The 18,692-nt window shown below is 66.5% G+C and carries 18 protein-coding genes and 1 pseudogene; 2 read left to right on the forward strand and 17 right to left on the reverse strand.

The annotated features are described in order from the left end of the window. Window positions 1–117: 117 nt before the first annotated feature. From HHL10_RS24295 to HHL10_RS24310, 4 genes are all read right to left on the reverse strand, one after another. Window positions 118–1,080, reverse strand: coding sequence for a GlxA family transcriptional regulator (locus HHL10_RS24295; RefSeq protein ID WP_235971773.1), 963 nt, complete (start codon window positions 1,078–1,080; stop codon window positions 118–120). Between the two features lie 178 nt (window positions 1,081–1,258). After that, window positions 1,259–1,699: a diguanylate cyclase domain-containing protein gene (locus tag HHL10_RS31410; RefSeq protein WP_169163000.1), complete on the reverse strand. Its 441-nt coding sequence runs from the start codon at window positions 1,697–1,699 to the stop codon at window positions 1,259–1,261. 931 nt (window positions 1,700–2,630) lie between these two features. Next, window positions 2,631–3,737, reverse strand: coding sequence for a hypothetical protein (locus HHL10_RS24305; protein ID WP_169163001.1), 1,107 nt, complete (start codon window positions 3,735–3,737; stop codon window positions 2,631–2,633). A gap of 37 nt (window positions 3,738–3,774) precedes the next feature. Beyond that, window positions 3,775–4,749, reverse strand: a complete 975-nt coding sequence (locus tag HHL10_RS24310; RefSeq protein WP_169163002.1) for a hypothetical protein — start codon at window positions 4,747–4,749, stop codon at window positions 3,775–3,777. Window positions 4,750–4,955: 206 nt separating this feature from the next. On the opposite strand from HHL10_RS24310, the gene HHL10_RS24315 reads away from it, so the two are divergent. After that, the gene (locus tag HHL10_RS24315; protein WP_169163003.1) at window positions 4,956–5,126 is read left to right on the forward strand and encodes a hypothetical protein; all 171 of its coding nucleotides are present in this window, start codon (window positions 4,956–4,958) and stop codon (window positions 5,124–5,126) included. Between the two features lie 212 nt (window positions 5,127–5,338). Here the strand turns inward: HHL10_RS24315 and HHL10_RS24320 are convergent, their stop codons facing one another. From HHL10_RS24320 to badH, 12 genes and pseudogenes are all read right to left on the reverse strand, one after another. Beyond that, complete coding sequence (locus tag HHL10_RS24320) at window positions 5,339–5,920, reverse strand: hypothetical protein (RefSeq protein WP_169163004.1); 582 nt, start codon at window positions 5,918–5,920, stop codon at window positions 5,339–5,341. 346 nt (window positions 5,921–6,266) lie between these two features. After that, the gene (locus HHL10_RS24325) at window positions 6,267–7,301 is read right to left on the reverse strand and encodes a zinc-binding dehydrogenase (protein WP_169163005.1); all 1,035 of its coding nucleotides are present in this window, start codon (window positions 7,299–7,301) and stop codon (window positions 6,267–6,269) included. Between the two features lie 2 nt (window positions 7,302–7,303). Further along, entirely contained in the window at window positions 7,304–8,236 is a 933-nt protein-coding gene (locus HHL10_RS24330; RefSeq protein ID WP_169163006.1) for an electron transfer flavoprotein subunit alpha/FixB family protein, read from the reverse strand. 1 nt (window position 8,237) lies between these two features. Next, on the reverse strand, window positions 8,238–8,987 hold the full coding sequence (locus HHL10_RS24335; protein WP_169163007.1) for an electron transfer flavoprotein subunit beta/FixA family protein: 750 nt from the start codon (window positions 8,985–8,987) through the stop codon (window positions 8,238–8,240). A 14-nt stretch (window positions 8,988–9,001) separates the two neighbouring features. Beyond that, entirely contained in the window at window positions 9,002–9,496 is a 495-nt protein-coding gene (locus HHL10_RS24340; RefSeq protein WP_169163008.1) for a MaoC family dehydratase, read from the reverse strand. Between the two features lie 273 nt (window positions 9,497–9,769). Continuing rightward, window positions 9,770–10,960 carry an acyl-CoA dehydrogenase gene (locus HHL10_RS24345; RefSeq protein ID WP_169163009.1) on the reverse strand — a complete coding sequence of 397 codons (1,191 nt, stop codon included), beginning with the start codon at window positions 10,958–10,960 and terminating at the stop codon, window positions 9,770–9,772. A 37-nt stretch (window positions 10,961–10,997) separates the two neighbouring features. Further along, a pseudogene (locus HHL10_RS24350) lies at window positions 10,998–11,093 on the reverse strand (4Fe-4S dicluster domain-containing protein); the annotation flags it as partial. 7 nt (window positions 11,094–11,100) lie between these two features. Then, entirely contained in the window at window positions 11,101–12,261 is a 1,161-nt protein-coding gene (locus HHL10_RS24355) for an acyl-CoA dehydrogenase family protein (RefSeq protein ID WP_169163010.1), read from the reverse strand. A gap of 67 nt (window positions 12,262–12,328) precedes the next feature. Then, on the reverse strand, window positions 12,329–13,333 hold the full coding sequence (locus HHL10_RS24360; RefSeq protein ID WP_169163011.1) for a tripartite tricarboxylate transporter substrate binding protein: 1,005 nt from the start codon (window positions 13,331–13,333) through the stop codon (window positions 12,329–12,331). 152 nt (window positions 13,334–13,485) lie between these two features. Then, a complete protein-coding gene (locus HHL10_RS24365) occupies window positions 13,486–15,474 on the reverse strand; it encodes an AMP-binding protein (protein WP_169163012.1) in 1,989 nt (662 codons plus the stop codon). A 21-nt stretch (window positions 15,475–15,495) separates the two neighbouring features. Next, window positions 15,496–16,278: a 2-ketocyclohexanecarboxyl-CoA hydrolase gene (gene badI / locus HHL10_RS24370; protein WP_169163013.1), complete on the reverse strand. Its 783-nt coding sequence runs from the start codon at window positions 16,276–16,278 to the stop codon at window positions 15,496–15,498. A gap of 28 nt (window positions 16,279–16,306) precedes the next feature. Next, window positions 16,307–17,074, reverse strand: a complete 768-nt coding sequence (gene badH / locus HHL10_RS24375) for a 2-hydroxycyclohexanecarboxyl-CoA dehydrogenase (protein ID WP_169163014.1) — start codon at window positions 17,072–17,074, stop codon at window positions 16,307–16,309. 134 nt (window positions 17,075–17,208) lie between these two features. Between badH and HHL10_RS24380 the strand changes: the two genes are divergently transcribed. Further along, a complete protein-coding gene (locus tag HHL10_RS24380; protein ID WP_169163015.1) occupies window positions 17,209–17,739 on the forward strand; it encodes a MarR family winged helix-turn-helix transcriptional regulator in 531 nt (176 codons plus the stop codon). Between the two features lie 125 nt (window positions 17,740–17,864). On the opposite strand, the gene HHL10_RS24385 is transcribed toward HHL10_RS24380, so the two are convergent. Next, window positions 17,865–18,641: an enoyl-CoA hydratase gene (locus HHL10_RS24385; protein WP_169163016.1), complete on the reverse strand. Its 777-nt coding sequence runs from the start codon at window positions 18,639–18,641 to the stop codon at window positions 17,865–17,867. Window positions 18,642–18,692 lie beyond the last annotated feature (51 nt).

Consider the following 18,692-nt stretch of genomic DNA (forward strand, 5'->3'; position numbering starts at 1 on the left):
GGAGGTGGAAGGTGGCCTGATGGTGCGACGGTCGCACAGCGGCCTGCTGTCCTTTGCGACATGCCGTTTCCCGGTTGCGACGAGAGGGCGCGGGGTTTTCCCGCTCGGGCCCATTCCCTATGGTGTCCCGCAGCGTCGCGCGCGATCGGCCGCCGGCGTGCAGCCGTAGGCTTCGCGGTAGCGTGTGATGAAGTGGGGCATCGAGACGAAGCCCGTGGACTGAGCGATGTCCTCAGGCGCGCGGGTGCTGCGCAAAAGCGCCAGCCGGGCACGCTCCAGGCGCAGCTGCAGGTACTTGCGCGCCGGTGACATGCCCAACTGCTCGCCGAACAGCCGCTCCAGTTGGCGCCGCGATATGCCAAGGTAGTCAGCAATCTCGACTGGACTCAACGGCTCTTCCAGGTTGTTCTCCATCATCTCCAGCGCCGACACCACCAGCGGGTGGCTGCCGGACAGACGATGGCGCAGTGGTACCACCTGCTTTTCGTCGGGGCTGCGGCGCTGCGCCACCAACAGGTCGGTCACTTGCTCGGCCAAGCTGCGGCTGCCGGGCGGTCGGCTCAACAACGTGGTCATCAGATCCAGCGGGCTGATGCCGCCGCTACAGGTGTAGCGGTCGCGGTCGATCTCGAACAGCTGATCCGAAACCTCGATGCCGGGAAAGTCCTCCAGCAGCGCGTCACGGTCTTCCCAGTGGATGGTGCACCGGTATCCGGCCAGCAAGCCGGCCTTGGCCAAGAAGTAGCTGCCGGTGTCGATGCCCCCCAGCGCGGCACCCTGCGCAGCCATGCGGCGCAGCCAGGCGGTGCTCTCCCTGTAGCCGAGCCGCGGCAGTGGGTTGGGGCCGATGACAAACACGGCGTCGAACTCGCCGGACTGGGCTATCGCGCAGTCGGGCATCACCCGGATGCCGTCGCTGGATGGCACCGGCTCCGCGGTGGCTGCCACCACCACGAACTCGTAGGCCTTGCGCTCCAGCACACCGTTGGCCAAGCGCAGCGGATCCACCGCCGAGCTCAGCGCGATGAGCGAAAAGTTGGGAACGACCAGGAAACCAAAGCGCTGATGGCGGGTGTTCATCATCGTGGGCCAAAGGCCTGCAAGCCATCCGGACGGGAATCTGCGCTGTCTCGCTGGCCGCGTCAGGCGCCGTTGAGAATTGAAGTCATCACTGCACGGCAGCCTAACCGGGCCTGGCGCTGTGCTCCATCGGTACTGCTGCTGGTTCAGCAAGAAGCGTCTGTCGCTCCTGGGCACGTCACGATGCAGCCCCGCGGCATTTCGACCTTGGATCATCCCCAAGGCCCGGCGGCAGCGGGCCACCGAGCATGCGCTGGAGCGGCTGGACCTGCACGAGCCGGTCTCGGCCGCCGGGCTGCAACGACCTGCACAGCACCGCCGTCGCCCCTCTTGCAACCGGCTTAGCTGCCTCGAAAAGCCGCTGCCGGTCGTCACTGGACGGCTGGCCCAAGCGGCGTTGCGTGCCGCAGTGAAGTGGCGACTTCCCCGGTTTCTGTTTTGCCGCGGCACCACAATGAATTCGCCACCGCCCTTGGCGGCAGCTCAAGTCGCCTCGGCGCAGGCACCGGTGCAGTTGCTCGGCCACCAACTGCAGTGCCCTGTCATCGACCTTGTGATTCGATGCGCCGTTAATCCGCTTGGAGCAGTCCCGGTCCAGCAGGAGCACTGCCAGCCGCACGCGGTAACGTCATGCCATTGCAAATGCCACGGCCGTCGTTACTGCTTGAACAAACTCACACAAATTGCATAGCAACAGAGCTCTGCGGAAATTTCATAGCCGGTGAGCTTGAAATTCCTGGCTTGACGCACCGACGACGCGCATCCCAATGGTCGACGCGAGCGAAATACTCATGTACACCTGAGACGTGAAGAAGCCATCAACGAAAAACACGGACAACCATGGAGATGCTGCTTGGTGTTCGCGCGGCTCGAAATCGAGGCAATACATCGGATATGCCAAAGAACGTGAACTGCCAATGCAGCCACTGGAACGACCTAAAGGCGTCATGCTATTCGCGGCGTGCAGGTTTTTATCTGTTGCCTTGATTGCTTATCTGATTGGCTTGGCTTTTTACCCCGTCTTCCTCAAGCTTATCAATTCCATTGAGGCAATTGCTTCCGAAAGCGCTTGGTAACTCATGCGTGGACTGTTGAAGCATCTGCCCACGGCGCCGGAGACAAGGTGGCTTTCATTATCACGAGGCCTTTCCCGCGCACGTAATGAGTGCAGCCAGGGCCCTTATTGCCAAGCGGACACTTTCGCACAAAGCTTCGTTTGACGATTCTAGCGATCACCGCGTGGCGCAACTGCAATTGCCCTTGGCACCCACCCTATGCAGCAAAGGCAGTTGCTCCGCCATACTGGGAACACCATTATTCAACGGTGGTTATATCCACCACCCTGGACACACTGATGCCAGTTCGAGCGGGGGCATCCACTCCATTAGCCCGAGCCGGTCCGCTTCGGCGCCGCCAGCGTGGCCGATGCTCTCAATAGGGCGCAGGGCGACGATGGGCCGTTTATGGGCAAGCAACGGTGCAGTCGACCATCGCCGTTGCTTGCCTTGACTAAAATACTTCAGGAATAATGCTCGCGCGCGAATCCCTGCTCAGTTGATTCGGATGGGAATGTAGGTGGCGTTGTTGCTGGGAACGCTGTCCGGCACTCGGCCTTCCATATCAACGATGGTCCCGACCCAGTAGTTTGTACCACGCGCCAAGTTATTCGGAATCGTCAAAGTCCTGCGATAGGTCAGCACGTTGTTCCGTGCGAGCGTCATGCCCGTGTTGGTAGCGATGCGCAGATCCGACCGCGAAATAATGTCATTCGTCGAAACGTACCAGCCTGTATTGACGGTCTGCGTATCCTTGCCGTTGTTTTCATAGCTGAACTCGACTTGAACCGTCTGGCCGCGGTTGACGCGATAGCCCGTCTCGCCATTGACGGACACCGTGGGCAGCGCGACTCCAGACGCGTCGTAGATGCCGGTCTTGACGTGGCGAGAATACTGGCCATCCGCAAATGCGTATTTCCAGTGGGCGACACCCAAATCCTGATAATTGGCGGACCATAGGCCGTACAGGAAAACTGCGCCATCGCTGGCGTCTTCGCCGAGATATCCGCGTGCCGCCGAGCCATTTGCCCAAATGTGCTCGAAATCGGCGCCCATGATGTTGTACTCCGTGTTGACGTGCAGCAGCCCCATCGCGTGCCCAAATTCATGGACCCCGGTGCTCTGCAACTGACGCCGCGTTCCGGTGTACCTGATGATGCTGGACTTCAGCTCGTCCGCGGTCCATTGGAATGGCGCCCGGTAGTCAAAAATGACATCGGCCTCGTCTCGATGGGTAACGACGACACCGAGAAACTGAAAGCAAGTATCTCTCCAGTACGTGATGGCCGGCGCACCCTGGAGAATGCCGTTATCGCTGCTGCCCCAGACCTCGTTTTGCCCATTGCCCAGCGCAAGACCGCCGGTATCGGTCTGCAACGCGAAGAAGAAGGGACTCGGATTTTGATTCAAAAGATCGACGGTCCGCTGCAGCCCATCCCGCCAGTATCCCGTCGGGAAGCTTATTGAACTGGCACCCATGGCCGGGCCGTTGGTTCCCCATTTGATGGGGACGCCAAAGCAAGTATTGATATTGAATGCCATGGAGGGCGTTGCAGCCAGGCATGACAATGCCGCCCCGAACAGGGCAAGTTTCGTTTTCATGACGGTTACCCTTGGTGAAATTGCAAATCGGGGCTGCTCAGCGCGACTTGTTCCGAGTGCTCGTCGGGTCGTCCTTGGGCAGGGCGCGCTCCTCGGCAACGTCGGCCGGCGAGCGTGGCGTGACGATGCTTCGCTCCGAGGCGCTGGGGGGCGGCACCGGCCGCGGTGCCGGTGCAGCGATCTGCGCATTCGGGTCGGCGCTCTGGAATCCGGATTCCGCCGTGCCTGCAGTCGCCGGCACGGCTTTCACCGCCGCCACGAAGCGGTCGACGGACATGGGGCGAGCTTCCTGCTGCGGCGGGGCACCCTCGGCGGCGGACTGTCGACCGCTGTAACCGGCGGAGTCACCGCCCATTGCGCCGCCCGCACCGGCTGTCATCTCGACCGTTGCCGGTCCCTGCGCTTCGTACTGACGCCGCGCCTCGTCCACCGACATGCCGCGCTTGTTGATGATGTCGCGCACCTCGGGGTTCTTCAGCAGCTCGTCGAAAGCCGGGGCGGGATAACTGACCTTGCCGAACTCGGCCGGTGGCTTTCCGCGCGCCACCACCTTGTTGTTGGCGTCAATGGCTTGCACGGGTGTGCCGGTGCCATCGTAGAGCGCGCCGTTGAGCACCCGGAAGCGACCCTCAATGCAGCCCACCAGCGGGCAACCGCCGTTCGCACCATTGTTCTGGACGAACAGGATGTCCTCGTCACCGGCCTGAAAGACTGGAACGTTGGAGGCCCGGAGGAAATGGCCGCGACCGTCCGGCCCGCCGATGTAGCGCAGGCTGAAGGACCCGCTGGATGCCGCCCCCCGCACTGACCGGATCACGTCGTATGTCACGATCGTGAAAGGAACCGGAGGCTGGCCTTTCTCGCCGGCCGCTGACATGCGGTATTCAACCTTGCTGACGCGGCTGTGCACGACGAACTTTGCGGCGCCGGCCAAGTGCCTGATGTCGGGCGCCGTCTCTTGCCCGAATACGGCACCGCCGCCGCCCAATAACAGCGCGGCGGCGACCGCCATGCGAACACCACTACCATTTGACATGAGTTTCTCCAATGGAAAAGTGATTTTGCATAGAACAGCAAGCCGTCGGCGCTTTGATACTCGTGCTGTCACCTCGACATAAATTCGATAGCCGACATCTCCCACATGCTGTTGACGCATTGATTTATCTGATATGAAGCTCCCCAGCCAAGGTTATTTGGCAGTTTCACTATAGGCCCTTCATGCAAAAACTTCATCCACAAAAGTATGGAGAACTCATTGCAAAAATGGCCTGGAAGCGGCTTTGCTGGGCCGGCCTGGAAAAAATAGACCAGGGGTCAGGTGGAGTAAAGGTGACCAACGTCACCGTGGTGATTGCCTATGACTTCGTTGCAAGCCAACGCAAGCGCTGACAGCACGGGGCGGATGAGCAACGCCACAGGCATGCAGCGATATCCTGCATGCCACGTACGCTTGGATCGCCAGATTCACAAAGCCTGTCGCGGGAATATCTCAGGAGGCGCCGGTGGAAACCAAGATGCGCGGCTGCAAAGCGTCCGGGGCCCATGAAAACTTGCTGTCCACCCTGTTTGCGCGACAAGGCCGGGGCAACGCCCGGGTGAAATCATGACTGGCGGTTGAAACCTGGTCGGGCATGGCCCGCGGGCGCATAGCTCCATTTTGGCGTCACCAGCAGCACCAGCAGTGACACGCCCGCCAGCGCCATGGCCACGTACAGAAATACCGGCGCGTCACTGAAGCGCTGTGGGTAAATGGTCCGCGCGGCGCCCAGCCCGGCGGCATTGCCCGCCAGCGCCAGGATGGCGGCGGCGAAATCGCGAAAGCGCCGCGCCTGGTTCGCGCCCTGGGACCAGCGCGGGTCGGTGTTGTAGCTGGGCAGGTGGTGGTGCGCGTCCTCCAGCTGTTCCAGCACCGCGATGAAAGTTCGCAGATTCGAAATCGCCCGCTCGGCCATGTAATTGAGAAAGGCCAGGCACAGCGACGCCACCGGGAAGCCGAAGATCAGCCATTCCACCGGCGGCTCCTTGGCACCCCCGGCCGGGCGCAGCGCCACCAGCACCGCCAGCAGGCTCACGACCAGGCTGACGTACAGCGCCAGCGCCTGCTGGCGCTGCGTGATGCGCGCATTCACCTCTTGGTTGGCAGCGATGAAACGGTAATTGGCATCGACGAAGGATTTGGCCATCGGAGATTGACGAGGGTTTCGATCGGGCGGCTGCCCTCCTGCGGGAAGGATTTTCGCCCCGTCAATCCGATGTCCGGTGTCGGGCAACCTGCTGAATCTCTGCCCCTGGCGCCACAGGCCGCAGCGGCGGCGTGGCACGGTCCCGGCGGCGTGCCCAGCTTGGACACGTCGGCGCCCGCGGGAAAGGCCTTGGCATTGCCGGCCAGCACGATGCCGCGCACGGCTGGGTCGGCTTAGGCCGCATCGAGCGCCTGCACGATGAAGCTGCGCAGCGCATGGCTGAGGCTGTTGACGGGCGGGTGGTCCAGGGTGAGGACGGCGATGCCGTCATGCAGGGTGTAGTGCTTCAGTCGGGCAAGGTGATGGCAACTTTTCCGAACTGGGTGCCGGCCTCCAGCCGGCTCAGTGCGCCGTGCACCTCGTCCAGCGCCCAGGTGGAGTCGATCACCGGCCGGATGCCACCGCGCTGCACCGCCTGCAGCAAGTCCGCCATCTCGTGCAGGTCCCCCAGCGTGGAGCCCAGGATCTGCAGCTGGCGAATGAAGATGCGGCGCAGGTCCGCCGGCGGCTGGTCACCGCTGGTGGCGCCGCAGGTGACGATGCGTCCACCGCGCACCACGGACTTCATGGCGCTGGCCCATACGGCCGCGCCCACGTTCTCGATGACCACGTCCACGCCGCGCCCGTGCGTGAGCCCGAGCACCGCCTTGGCCACGTCCTCGCGCGCGCCGTTGATGGCATGGTCCGCGCCCAGCGCCAGCGCGCGCTCAAGCTTGGCGTCCTCGCGCGAGGTGACGATCGTCCGCGCGCCGGCCCACTTCGCCAGTTGCAGCGCCGCCAGCGACACGCCGCCGCCGATGCCGAAGATCAGCACCGTCTCCCAGGGCTTCAATTGCGCCCTGTTGAACAGCATGCGCCAGGCCGTGAGGTGGTTGACGCCCAGGGCAGCGGCCTCCTCGAAGCTGAAGCCCTCGGGCATGGGAAAGACGTTGCGCGCCGGCAGCGCCACGTATTGCGCCAGCGTGCCGTCGCGGTGCTCGCCCAGGTAGCCGATGCCGGTGCAGAGCACGCCTTCGCCGCGGGCGCAGAACTCGCAGCGTCCGCAGCTGATGCCCGGGTGCAGCAGCACACGTTGGCCAGGGTGCAGCAGGGGCTCGTCGGTATCCACCTCCTCCACCACGCCCGCACCGTCCAGGCCCATGACTTGCGGCAGCCGGTGCGTGATGCCCGCGCCGCTGTCGCGCATGTACAGGTCCACCCGGTTCAGCGTGGCGGCCCGGATGCGAACCAGCACCTCACCAGCCCGTCGTTGAGGCATGGGCCGTTCGCCCACGACCACGACCTCGTTGCCGCCATGCCCCGTGATGTAAGCGGCCTTCATGGTCACAGGGCCTTGACCAGTTCAGGCACGGCGGCGAAGACGTCTGCCTCCAGGCCGTAATCCGCCACCGAGAAGATCGGCGCCTCCGGGTCCTTGTTGATCGCCACGATCACCTTGGAGTCCTTCATGCCCGCCAGATGCTGGATCGCGCCGCTGATGCCGCAGGCGACGTAGAGCGTGGGCGCCACGATCTTGCCGGTCTGGCCCACCTGCCAGTCGTTCGGGGCGTAGCCGGCATCCACCGCCGCGCGCGAGGCGCCCAGCGCGGCGCCCAGCTTGTCGGCCAGCGGCGTGAGCACTTCGGTGAACTTCTCGGCCGAGCCCAGCGCGCGGCCACCGGAAACGATGATCTTGGCGGCGGTCAGCTCGGGGCGGTCGCTCTTGGTCAGCTCGCGGCCGACGAAGGCGCTCTGGCCGCTGTCGGCCACCGGCGCCAGGGTTTCCACCGCGGCGCTGCCGCCCGTGACCGGCGCGGCGTCGAAGCCGGTGGTGCGCACGGTGATGACCTTCACCGCGTCGCCGCTCTGCACGGTGGCGATGGCGTTGCCGGCGTAGATCGGGCGCTCGAAGGTGTCGGCGGACAGCACCTTGGTGACGTCGCTGAGCTGTGCCACGTCAAGCTTGGCGGCCACGCGCGGGGCGGCGTTGCGGCCGGAAGCCGTCGCGGGAAACAGGATGTGGCTGTAGCTGCCGGCGAGGGCCAGCACCTGTGCAGCCACGTTCTCGGCCAGCTGCGTGGCGAGCGCTGCCGAGTCGGCGTGCAGCACCTTGGCGACGCCCTGGACCTGCGCGGCGGCCTGGGCCACGGCGGCGGCGTTCTCGCCGGCCACCAGCACGTGGACTTCGCCACCGCACTGGGCCGCGGCGGTGACGGTGTTGAGGGTCGCGCCCTTGAGGGTCGCGTTGTCGTGTTCGGCAATGACGAGGGCGGCCATGTCAGATCACCTTGGCAACGTTTTTGAGCTTGTCCACGAGGGTGGCCACGTCGGGCACCTTCACGCCAGCGCCGCGCTTGGGCGGCTCGCTGACCTTGACGGTCTTGATGCGCGGGCTCACGTCCACGCCCAGGTCGGCCGGCTTGACGGTCTCCAGCGGCTTCTTCTTGGCCTTCATGATGTTGGGCAGCGTCACGTAGCGCGGCTCGTTCAGGCGCAGGTCGGTGGTCACCACCGCCGGCAGCGTCACGGAGACCGTTTCGAGACCACCGTCCACCTCGCGCGTCACCTGGGCCTTGCCGTCTGCCACTTCGACCTTGGAGGCGAAGGTGGCCTGCGGCAGGTCGGCCAGCGCGGCGAGCATCTGGCCGGTCTGGTTGCAGTCGTCATCGATGGCCTGCTTGCCCAGGATCACCAGGCCCGGCTGTTCCTTGTCCACCAGGGCCTTGAGGAGCTTGGCCACGGCCAGCGGCTGCAGCTCGGCATCGGTTTCCACCAGGATGGCGCGGTCCGCGCCGATGGCCAGCGCCGTGCGCAGCGTCTCCTGGCACTGCGCCACGCCGCAGGACACGGCGATGATCTCCGTGGCGACGCCCTTTTCCTTGAGCCGCACCGCTTCTTCGACGGCGATCTCGTCGAAGGGGTTCATGCTCATCTTCACGCCGGCCAGGTCCATGCCCGAGCCGTCGGACTTCACGCGCGCCTTGACGTTGTAGTCGATCACGCGCTTGACGGCGACGATCACTTTCATCGTGGAAACTCCTCTCAGTTCACAGTGGCGGCAGCCGCTGGCACCTTGCCGCCTTGCTGCGCCGGGTTGGTGGCGAGCCGCCGCACCAGCGACGTCGTCATAACGGTGGCTTCGCCCTCGATGACGACCGTTTCGCCCACGCGGCATACCGTCGAAAGCACCGCCCGCGCCTTGGCCTCGTCGGTGGAGAGCACGGTCACCGTGGCATGAACGGTGTCGCCGGGACGCACCGGGGCGCGAAACTTCAGCTGCTGCGCCAGGTACACCGTCCCTGGTCCGGGAAGCCGGTTCGCCACGGCCGCGGAGATCACGCTGGCACTCAGGAAGCCATGGGCGATGCGGCCCTTGAAGCTCGTGGTCGCCGCGTACTCCTCGTTGGTGTGCACGGCGTTGTTGTCGCCCGAGACACCGGCAAACAGCACGATGTCCGCTTCCGTGATCGTTTTGGAGTACGTCGCGTGCATGCCCGCACGCAAGTCCTCGATGTCGTAGCCGTTGAGATCGTTCATTCAGGTCTTCCTCATGGTGGCAACCACGTTCGATCGGCTCCCGGCGCTTGCCTGGGTCCATGGCGGCGGGGAAGCCAACCGTGCTGTGGATGCCTCAGCGGCCCGTGCATCGGCACGCGCTGGCAGTTGCGGGGCGCAACAGCCGGGCAAGTCCATCAGCCCGTCGTCCGCATGCCGCTTTCGCAGCTCGACCAGGCACTGCCGAAGAAAGGCCATGGCTTGCGCTCCCATCGAAAAGGGTCTGTCAGCACATGCTGGTCCGCAGTGCTGATATCAGCAGAACGCGGCGATGCCGGTGATGGCCCGGCCCAGGATCAGCGCATGCACGTCATGCGTGCCCTCGTAGGTGTTGACCACTTCCAGGTTCACCAGGTGGCGCGCCACGCCGTACTCGTCGCTGATGCCGTTGCCGCCGAGCATGTCGCGCGCCACGCGGGCGATGTCCAGCGCCTTGCCGCAGCTGTTGCGCTTCATGATCGAGGTCAGCTCCACCGCGGCCGTGCCCTCGTCCTTCATGCGGCCCAGGCGCAGGCAGCCCTGCAGGCCCAGCGTGATCTCGGTGAGCATGTCGGCCAGCTTCTTCTGGATCAGCTGGTTGGCGGCCAGCGGACGCCCGAACTGGCGCCGGTCGAGCACGTACTGGCGTGCCCGCTGGTAGCAGTCCTCGGCGGCGCCCAGCGCACCCCAGGCGATGCCGTAGCGCGCGCTGTTGAGGCAGGTGAAGGGGCCCTTGAGGCCGCGCACTTCCGGAAAAGCGTTCTCCTCGGGGCAAAACACCCCGTCCATCACGATCTCGCCCGTGATGCTGGCGCGCAGCCCCACCTTGCCGTGGACGGCCGGCGCGGACAGCCCCTTGAAACCCTTCTCCAGCACGAAGCCGCGGATCGCCCCGTCGTCGTCCTTGGCCCAGACGACGAAGACGTCGGCGATCGGGCTGTTGGTGATCCACATTTTGCTGCCCGTGAGACTGTAGCCGCCGGGCACCTTCCTGGCGCGCGTGATCATGCTGCCGGGGTCCGAGCCGTGGTCCGGCTCGGTCAGGCCGAAGCAGCCGATCCACTCGCCGCTGGCCAGCCTGGGCAGGTACTTCTGCTTCTGCGCCTCGGTGCCGAACTCGTTGATCGGCACCATCACCAGCGAGGACTGCACGCTCATCATCGAGCGGTAGCCTGAATCGACGCGCTCCACCTCGCGGGCGATCAGGCCGTAGCTGACGTAGTTCAGCCCGGTGCCGCCGTACTGCTCGGGGATGGTGGGGCCCAGCAGGCCCAGCTCGCCCATCTCGCGGAAGATGGCGGCATCGGTCTTCTCGTGCCGGAAGGCCTCCTGCGCACGCGGCAGCAAGCGTTCCTGGCAGTACACGGCGGCGGCCTCCCGGATGGCGCGCTCGTCGGCGCTGAGCTGGTCGTCGAGCAGCAGCGGATCGTCCCAGCGGAACGCGGGCTTGGTCTGAGTGGATTGCATGGGGTCTCCTGGTAGGAATGCTTGGGCCGGTCCGACTTCACATGCCGGCGTAGTGGGGTCCGCCACCGCCCTTGGGCGTGACCCGGTTGATGTTCTGCGTCGGGTCCTTGATGCCGCAGGTGTTGGGCTGCACTGCGCCGTCAGTCCCGGCCCACCAGCTCGCGGCCGATGATCATCTGCTGGATCTGCGTGGTGCCCTCGTACAGGCGCAGCAGCCGCACGTCGCGGTAGAAGCGCTCCACCGGGTACTCGTTGATGTAGCCCGAGCCGCCGTGCACCTGGACGCCGCGGTCGGCCACGCGGCCCACCATCTCGGTGCAGAACAGCTTGCAGCACGAGGCCCGCATGCTGACCTGCGGGTCGCTCTGGCCCGCGGGCTTGGCGTCGTAGCGCAGCGCGCAGTCCTGCACCATGCTCCAGCCGGCGTAGAGTTCGGCCTGGCTGTCGGCCAGCATGGCCTGGATCAGCTGGAAGTCGCCGATGCGCTTGCCGAACTGGCGCCGCTCGCGGGCGTAGGCCACGGACTCGTCGAGGATGCGCTGCGCCATGCCGCAGGCCACCGCGGAGATGTGCAGGCGGCCGCGGTCCAGCACCTTCATGGCGGTCTTGAAGCCCTGGCCCGGCTTGCCGCCGATCACGTTGGACGCCGGCACGCGCACGTTGTCGAGCACCACGTCGCAGGTCTTGGTGCCGCGCTGGCCCATCTTCTTGTCGGGCTTGCCCAGGCTCAGCCCGGCCAGGTCCGCCGGGACGATGAAGGCCGAGATGCCGCCGGGGCCGGGGCCGTCGGTGCGCGCCATCAGCGTGAACGCGCCCGCGCGCGGCGCGTTGGTGATGAAGCGCTTGGTGCCGTTGAGCACGTAATGGTCGCCCACGAGCTCGCCGCGGGTCTTGAGAGCGGCCGAGTCGGAGCCGGCGTCGGGCTCGGTGAGGGCGAAGGACATGATCAGCTCGCCCGTGGCCACGCGCGGCAGGATCACGCGCTTTTGCTCCTCGGTGCCGTCCATCAGGATGCCCTGCGAGCCGATGCCGACGTTGGTGCCGAACACCGAGCGGAAGGCCAGCGAGGTGTGGCCGATCTCGTAGGCCACGCGGCATTCCTGGCTCATCGACAGCCCGATGCCGCCGTATTCCTCGGGGATGGAGATGCCGAACAGGCCCATGGCCTTCATGTCCTGGACGATGTCGGCGGGCACTTCGTCATGCTCCTCCACCGCGTCCTCGGCGGGCATGAGGCGCTCGCGGACGAAGCGCTGGACGGACGAGAGCAACAGCTCGAACGATTCCTGGTCGATGGCCATGGTGGGGTGCCTTGGAAGAAGCGAAAGGTTCAGCGGTGGTCAAAAGGCGTTCATGCTCTCGTGCTGCTCACTCGACGATGATCTTGCGGTCCTTGATGAGGGTGGACAGCGTCTTGCCCTCGTCGGCCAGCAGCTTGCGAAAAGCCGCCTGCTCCAGCGGAGCGGGCTCGGCGCCCAGCTCGGCGAAGCGTTGCTTGACCGCTGGTGCCGCCAGGGCCTTGGTCAGCTCGCGCGACAGCCGCTCGGTGACCTCGGCGGGCACCTTGTTCGGCGCCCAGATGCCGAACCAGATGTCCAGGCTGGCGTTGTGAAGCCCCAGGTCGGCGTAGGTGGGCGCCTCCGGGAAGAAGGGCGACTTCCTGTCGCTGGCCACGGCCAGCAGCTTGACCTTGCCGCTCTTGATGTGCGGAAAGGCGATGCCCGGGTCGAAGACGAGGTCGGCCTGGCCGCCCATCACGTCCTGCAGCGCGGGCGCGGAGCCGCGGTAGGGGATGTGCGTGATCGAGGCGCCCGTGCTCTGCACGAACAGCTCGCCGGCGAGGTGGGGCGGCGTGCCGGTGCCGGACGATGCATAGGTCAGCTTGGCCGGCTGGGACTTGGCCAGGGCGACGAGCTGCTTGGCATCCTTGACCTCCAGCGTGGGGCGGGCCAGCAGGTACATCTGCATGCGCCCGAAGCCCATCACGGGCGTCAGGTCGCGCGAGGGCAGCACGTTGGACTTGAACAGGGAGGGGTTGGCCGTCTCGACCGAGGTCGGCGCGACGAGGAAGGTGTAGCCGTCGGCCGGGGCCCGCGCCACTTCGCCCGCGCTGAGGTTGCCGCTGGCACCGGGCTTGTTGTCGACGATGACGGTCTGCCCCAGCGCCTCGGTGAGCGACTGCGCCAGGACGCGGGCCATCACGTCCGTGCCGCCGCCGGCGGCGAAGCCCACCACCAGGCGCACGGGCTTGGACGGCCACGCCGTGGTCTGGCTGACCGCCGGAAGGGCTGTGCCGGCCAGGAGCGCGGCCGCGCAGAGAGTCAGCGAACGGCGCGATAGGGAACGGATGGGGTGCTTGGACCTGGAAGTCATGGTTGTCTCCTGATGTCGGCGAGCGGCTGGCAAGCCAGCCGCGGTTCGCTCACGGCTCGGTGGGCGTGTGCACGGGTTGATCGGGTACCGGCCTGGGACCGGGGCAGCGCAAGGGCGCGTCCTCACGGGTGAGCCCGCGAGGCTTGGTTCTCTCAGGTGCGGCTCGTCATGGCGTCATCACCGCGCGCTGCACGGATGGCCTCCACCGCCTCCGGGTTGACCAGCGTGCTGAGGTCGCCCACGTCTTCGCCCAGCCAGGCCGCGCGCACCACGCGGCGCATCAGCTTCGAGCTGCGGGTGCGCGGCAGGTCGGGGACGAAGACCACCCTGGCCGGCCGGAACGCCCCGCCCAGGCCCGTGACGACCGCGGCCGACAGGCTCTTGGCCGCGGCATCCAGCGCGATGTCCGGCCGCGGGACACAGACGCACACCACGGCGGTGCCCTTGACGGGGTCGGGCATGCCGACGGCAGCCGCGTCGAGCACCAGCCCCGTGCCCATCAGCAGCGCCTCGATCTCGGAGGGGCCCGTGCGCTTGCCGGCGATCTTGAGCGTGTCGTCCGAACGCCCGTGCACGTACCACAGGCCTTCGGCATCGCGGCTGGCGAAGTCGCCATGCACCCAGAGGTTCGGCAGCCGCGACCAGTAGCTCTCAAGGTAGCGCTCGCGGTCTTGCCACAGTCCGCGCGTGAGTCCGATGCTGGGCGTGCGCATCACCAGCTCGCCCGTGACACCGCAGGGGACGGAGGCCCCTTCGGCATCGACCACGTCGGCGCCGGTGCCCGGCACCGGGCCTGCGAACGCGCAAGGCTTGAGCGGGTGGATCACGGTACCGGTCAGGATGCCACCCACCTCGGTTCCGCCGGAGTAGTTGAGCAGGGGCACGCGCCGCTGGCCCACGCGCTCGAAAGTCCACTGCCAGGCCTCCGGCGTCCACGGCTCACCGGTGGAGACCATGACGCGCAAGGAGCTCAGGTCCCTCTGCGCGACTTCGGCGTCGCTCAGCGACATCGACAGGCGCGCCACCGTCGGCGCCAGGCCCAGGTAGCTGACGCGGTGACGCTCGATCAGCCGCCACAGGCGGTCGGGCTGCGGGTAGTTGGGCGCGCCTTCAGCCAGCACGATCGTGGAGCCGACCAGCAGGCCGCCGAACACGAGGATCGGGCCGACCAGCCAGCCCATGTCCGACATCCACAGGAAGCGGTCCTCGGGCTTGAGGTCCATGCAGATCGACAGGTCCAGCGCGGTCTTGACCGGGAAGCCGCAGTGCGAGTGCACCACGCCCTTGGGCTTGCCGCTGGTGCCCGAGGTGAACATCAGCATCAAGGGATCGTCGGCCGGCATCGGTTCCGTGGGCACGGCCGTGACGTCCTCGGGAGCGCCCGCGGCGAGCTCGTGCCACCAGTGATCGCGCCCGTCGATCCAGCCGTGTTCGGTAGCCAGGTGGCTCAGGACCACGACGTGGCGCACGCCGGGGCAATGGGCCAGCGCCTCGTCAACGACGGCCTTGGCGCCGACCGGCTTGCCGCGGCGCAGCGAGCCATCGACGGTGATCACCGCCTTGGCCTGCCCATCGCCCAGGCGCTGTGCCAGCGCGTCGGCGCCGAAGCCCGAGAACATCGGCAGCACGATGGCACCGATCTTCGCGACGGCCAGCATCGCGGCGGCGGCATGCGGCAGGTTGGGCATGTACATGCCCACCACGTCGCCCCGGCCCAGGCCGAGGCGGCGCAGGCCCCAGCCGAGGCGACACACCTCGCGGTCCAGATCGGCGAAGGTCCAGGAGGACTCGGCGCCGTCTTCACCTTCCCAGACCAGGACCGGCTGTTCGTAACGCGCCGTGCCGCGCCGCCGGTCGATGCAGTTGAGCACCACGTTGGTCACGCCGCCCACGCACCAGCGCGCGAAGGGCAGCCCGGCGCCGAGGTCCAGCACCTGCTCGTAGGGACGCTCGAAGCGATAGTCGAGGAAGCGAATCAGCGCGTCGTTGAACCAGGCCGGGTCGGCACTGGCGCGCTCGTTGAGCGACTCGAAGCTGTCCACTTCGAGCGCACGCATGAAGCGGGTCAGGTTGGCCCCTGCCACGGTGGCGGCGTCGGGCCGCCATACGACGGCCGGGGCGTTGGAAACATCGACAGGCATGATTCGCACTCCCTCTCCGACTTACTTGGCGTACTTGCGGAAGTCGGGCTTGCGCTTGTCCTTGAACGCGTTGACGCCCTCGCGCGACTCATCGGTGTCGTAGTAGAGCTTCAGGGCGTACATGCCCATGCCGGCGATGCCGGCCTGGTGGGCCGTGTCCATGTTGAAGCTGCGCTTGGCGATGGCGATCGCGGTCGGGCTGCGCTCGCAGATCTCCTCGGCCCACTGCTGCACCGTCTCGTCGAGCTTGTCGGCGGGGACGCAGATGTTGGCCAGGCCCATGGCCACGGCTTCCTGGCCCGAGTAGCGCCGGTTCAGGTACCAGATCTCGCGCGCCTTCTTCTCGCCCACCACGCGGGCCAGGAAGGCCGTGCCGTAGCCCGGGTCCACCGAGCCCATCTTGGGGCCGACCTGGCCGAAGACGGCCTTCTCGGAGCAGATGGTCAGGTCGCAGATCGTGCACAGCACGTTGCCGCCGCCGATGGCGAAGCCCTGCACCCGGGCGATGACGGGCTTGGGCACGTTGCGGATGGCGTCGTGCAGTTCCTCCATCGGCAGCCCGATGGTGCCGCGGCCGTCGTAGTTGCCGTCGTGCGCGGACTGGTCGCCGCCGGTGCAGAAGGCGCGGTCGCCGGCCCCGGCCAGCACGATGGCGCCGACGCTGCGGTCGTAGCCGGCCTTGTTCAGCGCCTTGATGATCTCGTCGCAGGTCTGGCCGCGGAAGGCGTTCATCTTCTCGGGGCGGTTGATCGTGATCCAGGCCACCCCGTTGCGGACCTCGTACAGAATGTCTTCGAAGTTCATGTCCAGTCTCCTTTTGCGTTGCGTTGCTTCAGCCGTTCATCGTCAGACCGCCCGACACGCTCAGCACCTGGCCGGTGACGTAGGCGGCGTCCTCGCTGGCGAAGAACAGCACCGCGCCGGGCAGGTCCTGGGGCTGGCCGATGCGGCCGAGCGGAATGGAGCGCGTGAAGGCCTCCATGAGCTTTTCGGGGTTGCCCGCGCCTTCCTTGTAGTCGGCGAACAGCGCGGTGTCGGTGGGCCCGGGGCACACGACGTTGACCGTGATGCCGTGGCGCGCATGCTCCCGGGCGATGGTCTTGGAGAAGGACACCAGCCCGCCCTTGCACGCGGCGTAGACCGCCTCGCCCGAGGAGCCCACGCGCGCGGCGTCGGAGGCGATGTTGACAATGCGGCCCTTTTTGCGCGCGGCCATGCCGGGCAGCACCGCGTGGTGCATGTGCAGCGCACCGGTGAGGTTGATGGCGATGAGCCGCTCCCACTGCGCCGGTTCGGTCTTGACGAAGGGCTTGAAGACGTCCCAGCCGGCGTTGTTCACCAGCACGTCCACGGGGCCAAGCTTGGATTCGGTGGCGGCGACGGCAGCGTTGACGCTGTCGCGGTCGGTGATGTCGCAGCGCAGCGCCTCGGCCATGCCGCCCTCGGCCCGGATGTCCGCGGCCACCTTCTCGGCGGCCTCCAGGTTCAGATCGAAGACCGCCACCCGGGCGCCCTCCTTGGCAAACCGGCGGCAGGTGGCCCCGCCAATACCGCCACCGCCACCGGTGACGATCACCGTCTGGTTGTCAAATCGCCGCATCGCGCTTCCTTTCGCTGTCCAGGGTTGGGGAGTGATCGAAGTTGACCGCGTCGCACATTCGATTTGGTCAACATGTTGACGTATATTAGATTCTCAAACGGGAACAAACAAGCCCGACATCACGCCAAAATCCCATGGTTTTCCCTAGAACTACTGAGCAACGCAGCGCGGAAACGAAGCTGGAACTCGCCAACAGGCTTTTCTTTCGCCTCTATCAATGCGCAAACATGTTGCACAAAACCGGCACCCGAGCGGTGGAGGACGAGGGGCTGACGACGCAGCAGTGGGCCATCCTCGGGGCGCTGTCACGCGACAAGGCGCAGGGCGGCATGAGCATGGGCGACCTGGCCCGCTACCTGATGGTGAGCCGGCAGAACCTGTCGGGCGTGATCAGCCGCATGGAGCGCGACGGGCACGTGGCCGTGCTACCGGACCCGCGCGACCGGCGCTCCCGGGTGGTCACCATGACGGACTCGGGCCGGCACGTGTGGGAAGTGCTGGCGCTCCCGAAGATCAGGACGTACTACGAGCAGATCCTGGGCGGCTTCTCGGTCGAGGACGTCACCCACACGCTGCACTACCTGCTCAAGATGCTGGAGAACATGCAGCGGATCGACAGCGAGCGCGGCAATCCGGACGGCGGCGGCGACGCCGAGGAGCACTGAGGCCGGGATGGCTGCCGCTGGCTTGGCGCGCCCGCAGCGGGCGGGCCATGCGAGGCGATGGGCGGGGAAATGGCTGAGCCCGAGGGCATCGCGGCCGTGGGCCCCGATGCCCTCGGGCGTAGGGTTCAGCGGTGGTCGAAGGCGGGCTTGCGCTTCTCGAGGAAGGCCTTCATGCCCTCGTGCGCGTCGGCGCTGGCGAAGCGCGCGTGCAGTTGCCGGCGCTCGAAATGGATGCCCTCGTTGAGCGAGGCCTCGTAGGCCCGGTTCACGGACTCCTTGATCGCCATGAGCGCCGGCGCCGAGAAGCCGGCGATGGTGGCGGCCAGGGCCAGGGCCTCGTCCATCAGCCGGTCGTCGGGCACGACACGCGACACCAGCCCGTAGCGGTCGGCCTCCTCGGCATCGAGCGTGCGCGCCGACAGGCACAGGTCCATGGCCTTGGCCTTGCCGATGGCGCGCGGCAGCCGCTGGGTGCCGCCGGCGCCGGGCATCAGCGCCAGCTTGATTTCCGGCAGCGCGAAGCGCGCGCTGTGCGCGGCGATGACGATGTCGCAGGACAGCGCCAGCTCGCAGCCGCCGCCCATGGCGAAGCCGGCCACGGCGGCGATGACGGGCTTGCGCACGCGGCGGATCGTTTCCCAGTTGCGGGTGATGAACTCGCTGCGGTAGACGTCGATGTAGCTCCAGTCGGCCATGGCGGCGATGTCCGCCCCGGCGGCGAAGGCTTTGGGACCGCCGGTGACGACGATGGCGCCGATGCCGTCATCGGCATCAAGCTCCAGCAACGCCTGGCCCAGGCCGTCCATGACTTCGTCGTTGAGGGCGTTGAGCTGCCTGGGGCGGTTGAGCGTGACGATGCCCACGCGGCCGCTGCGCTCGACGCAGATGATGGGTTCTTGCATCAGGGGTCTCCTGGCGTTCAATTGATGGCGCTCTCTGCGTCGCGGATCAGC

Source organism: Azohydromonas caseinilytica, from assembly GCF_012927045.1.
GTDB classification, from domain to species: Bacteria; Pseudomonadota; Gammaproteobacteria; order Burkholderiales; family Burkholderiaceae_C; genus Azohydromonas; species Azohydromonas caseinilytica.

Coding starts and splice junctions, on each gene's coding strand:
- HHL10_RS24355 (WP_169163010.1), bottom strand. CDS start 12,261: ATGGCCATCGACCAGGAATCGTTCGAGCTGTTGCTCTCGTCCGTCCAG.
- badH (WP_169163014.1), bottom strand. CDS start 17,074: ATGCGGCGATTTGACAACCAGACGGTGATCGTCACCGGTGGCGGTGGC.
- HHL10_RS24385 (WP_169163016.1), bottom strand. CDS start 18,641: ATGCAAGAACCCATCATCTGCGTCGAGCGCAGCGGCCGCGTGGGCATC.
- HHL10_RS24295 (WP_235971773.1), bottom strand. CDS start 1,080: ATGAACACCCGCCATCAGCGCTTTGGTTTCCTGGTCGTTCCCAACTTT.
- HHL10_RS24325 (WP_169163005.1), bottom strand. CDS start 7,301: ATGAAGGCCGCTTACATCACGGGGCATGGCGGCAACGAGGTCGTGGTC.
- HHL10_RS24315 (WP_169163003.1), top strand. CDS start 4,956: ATGCAAAAACTTCATCCACAAAAGTATGGAGAACTCATTGCAAAAATG.
- HHL10_RS24305 (WP_169163001.1), bottom strand. CDS start 3,737: ATGAAAACGAAACTTGCCCTGTTCGGGGCGGCATTGTCATGCCTGGCT.
- HHL10_RS24365 (WP_169163012.1), bottom strand. CDS start 15,474: ATGCCTGTCGATGTTTCCAACGCCCCGGCCGTCGTATGGCGGCCCGAC.
- HHL10_RS24340 (WP_169163008.1), bottom strand. CDS start 9,496: ATGAACGATCTCAACGGCTACGACATCGAGGACTTGCGTGCGGGCATG.
- HHL10_RS24330 (WP_169163006.1), bottom strand. CDS start 8,236: ATGGCCGCCCTCGTCATTGCCGAACACGACAACGCGACCCTCAAGGGC.
- HHL10_RS24380 (WP_169163015.1), top strand. CDS start 17,209: ATGGTTTTCCCTAGAACTACTGAGCAACGCAGCGCGGAAACGAAGCTG.
- HHL10_RS24360 (WP_169163011.1), bottom strand. CDS start 13,333: ATGACTTCCAGGTCCAAGCACCCCATCCGTTCCCTATCGCGCCGTTCG.
- HHL10_RS24345 (WP_169163009.1), bottom strand. CDS start 10,960: ATGCAATCCACTCAGACCAAGCCCGCGTTCCGCTGGGACGATCCGCTG.
- badI (WP_169163013.1), bottom strand. CDS start 16,278: ATGAACTTCGAAGACATTCTGTACGAGGTCCGCAACGGGGTGGCCTGG.
- HHL10_RS24310 (WP_169163002.1), bottom strand. CDS start 4,749: ATGGCGGTCGCCGCCGCGCTGTTATTGGGCGGCGGCGGTGCCGTATTC.
- HHL10_RS24320 (WP_169163004.1), bottom strand. CDS start 5,920: ATGGCCAAATCCTTCGTCGATGCCAATTACCGTTTCATCGCTGCCAAC.
- HHL10_RS24335 (WP_169163007.1), bottom strand. CDS start 8,987: ATGAAAGTGATCGTCGCCGTCAAGCGCGTGATCGACTACAACGTCAAG.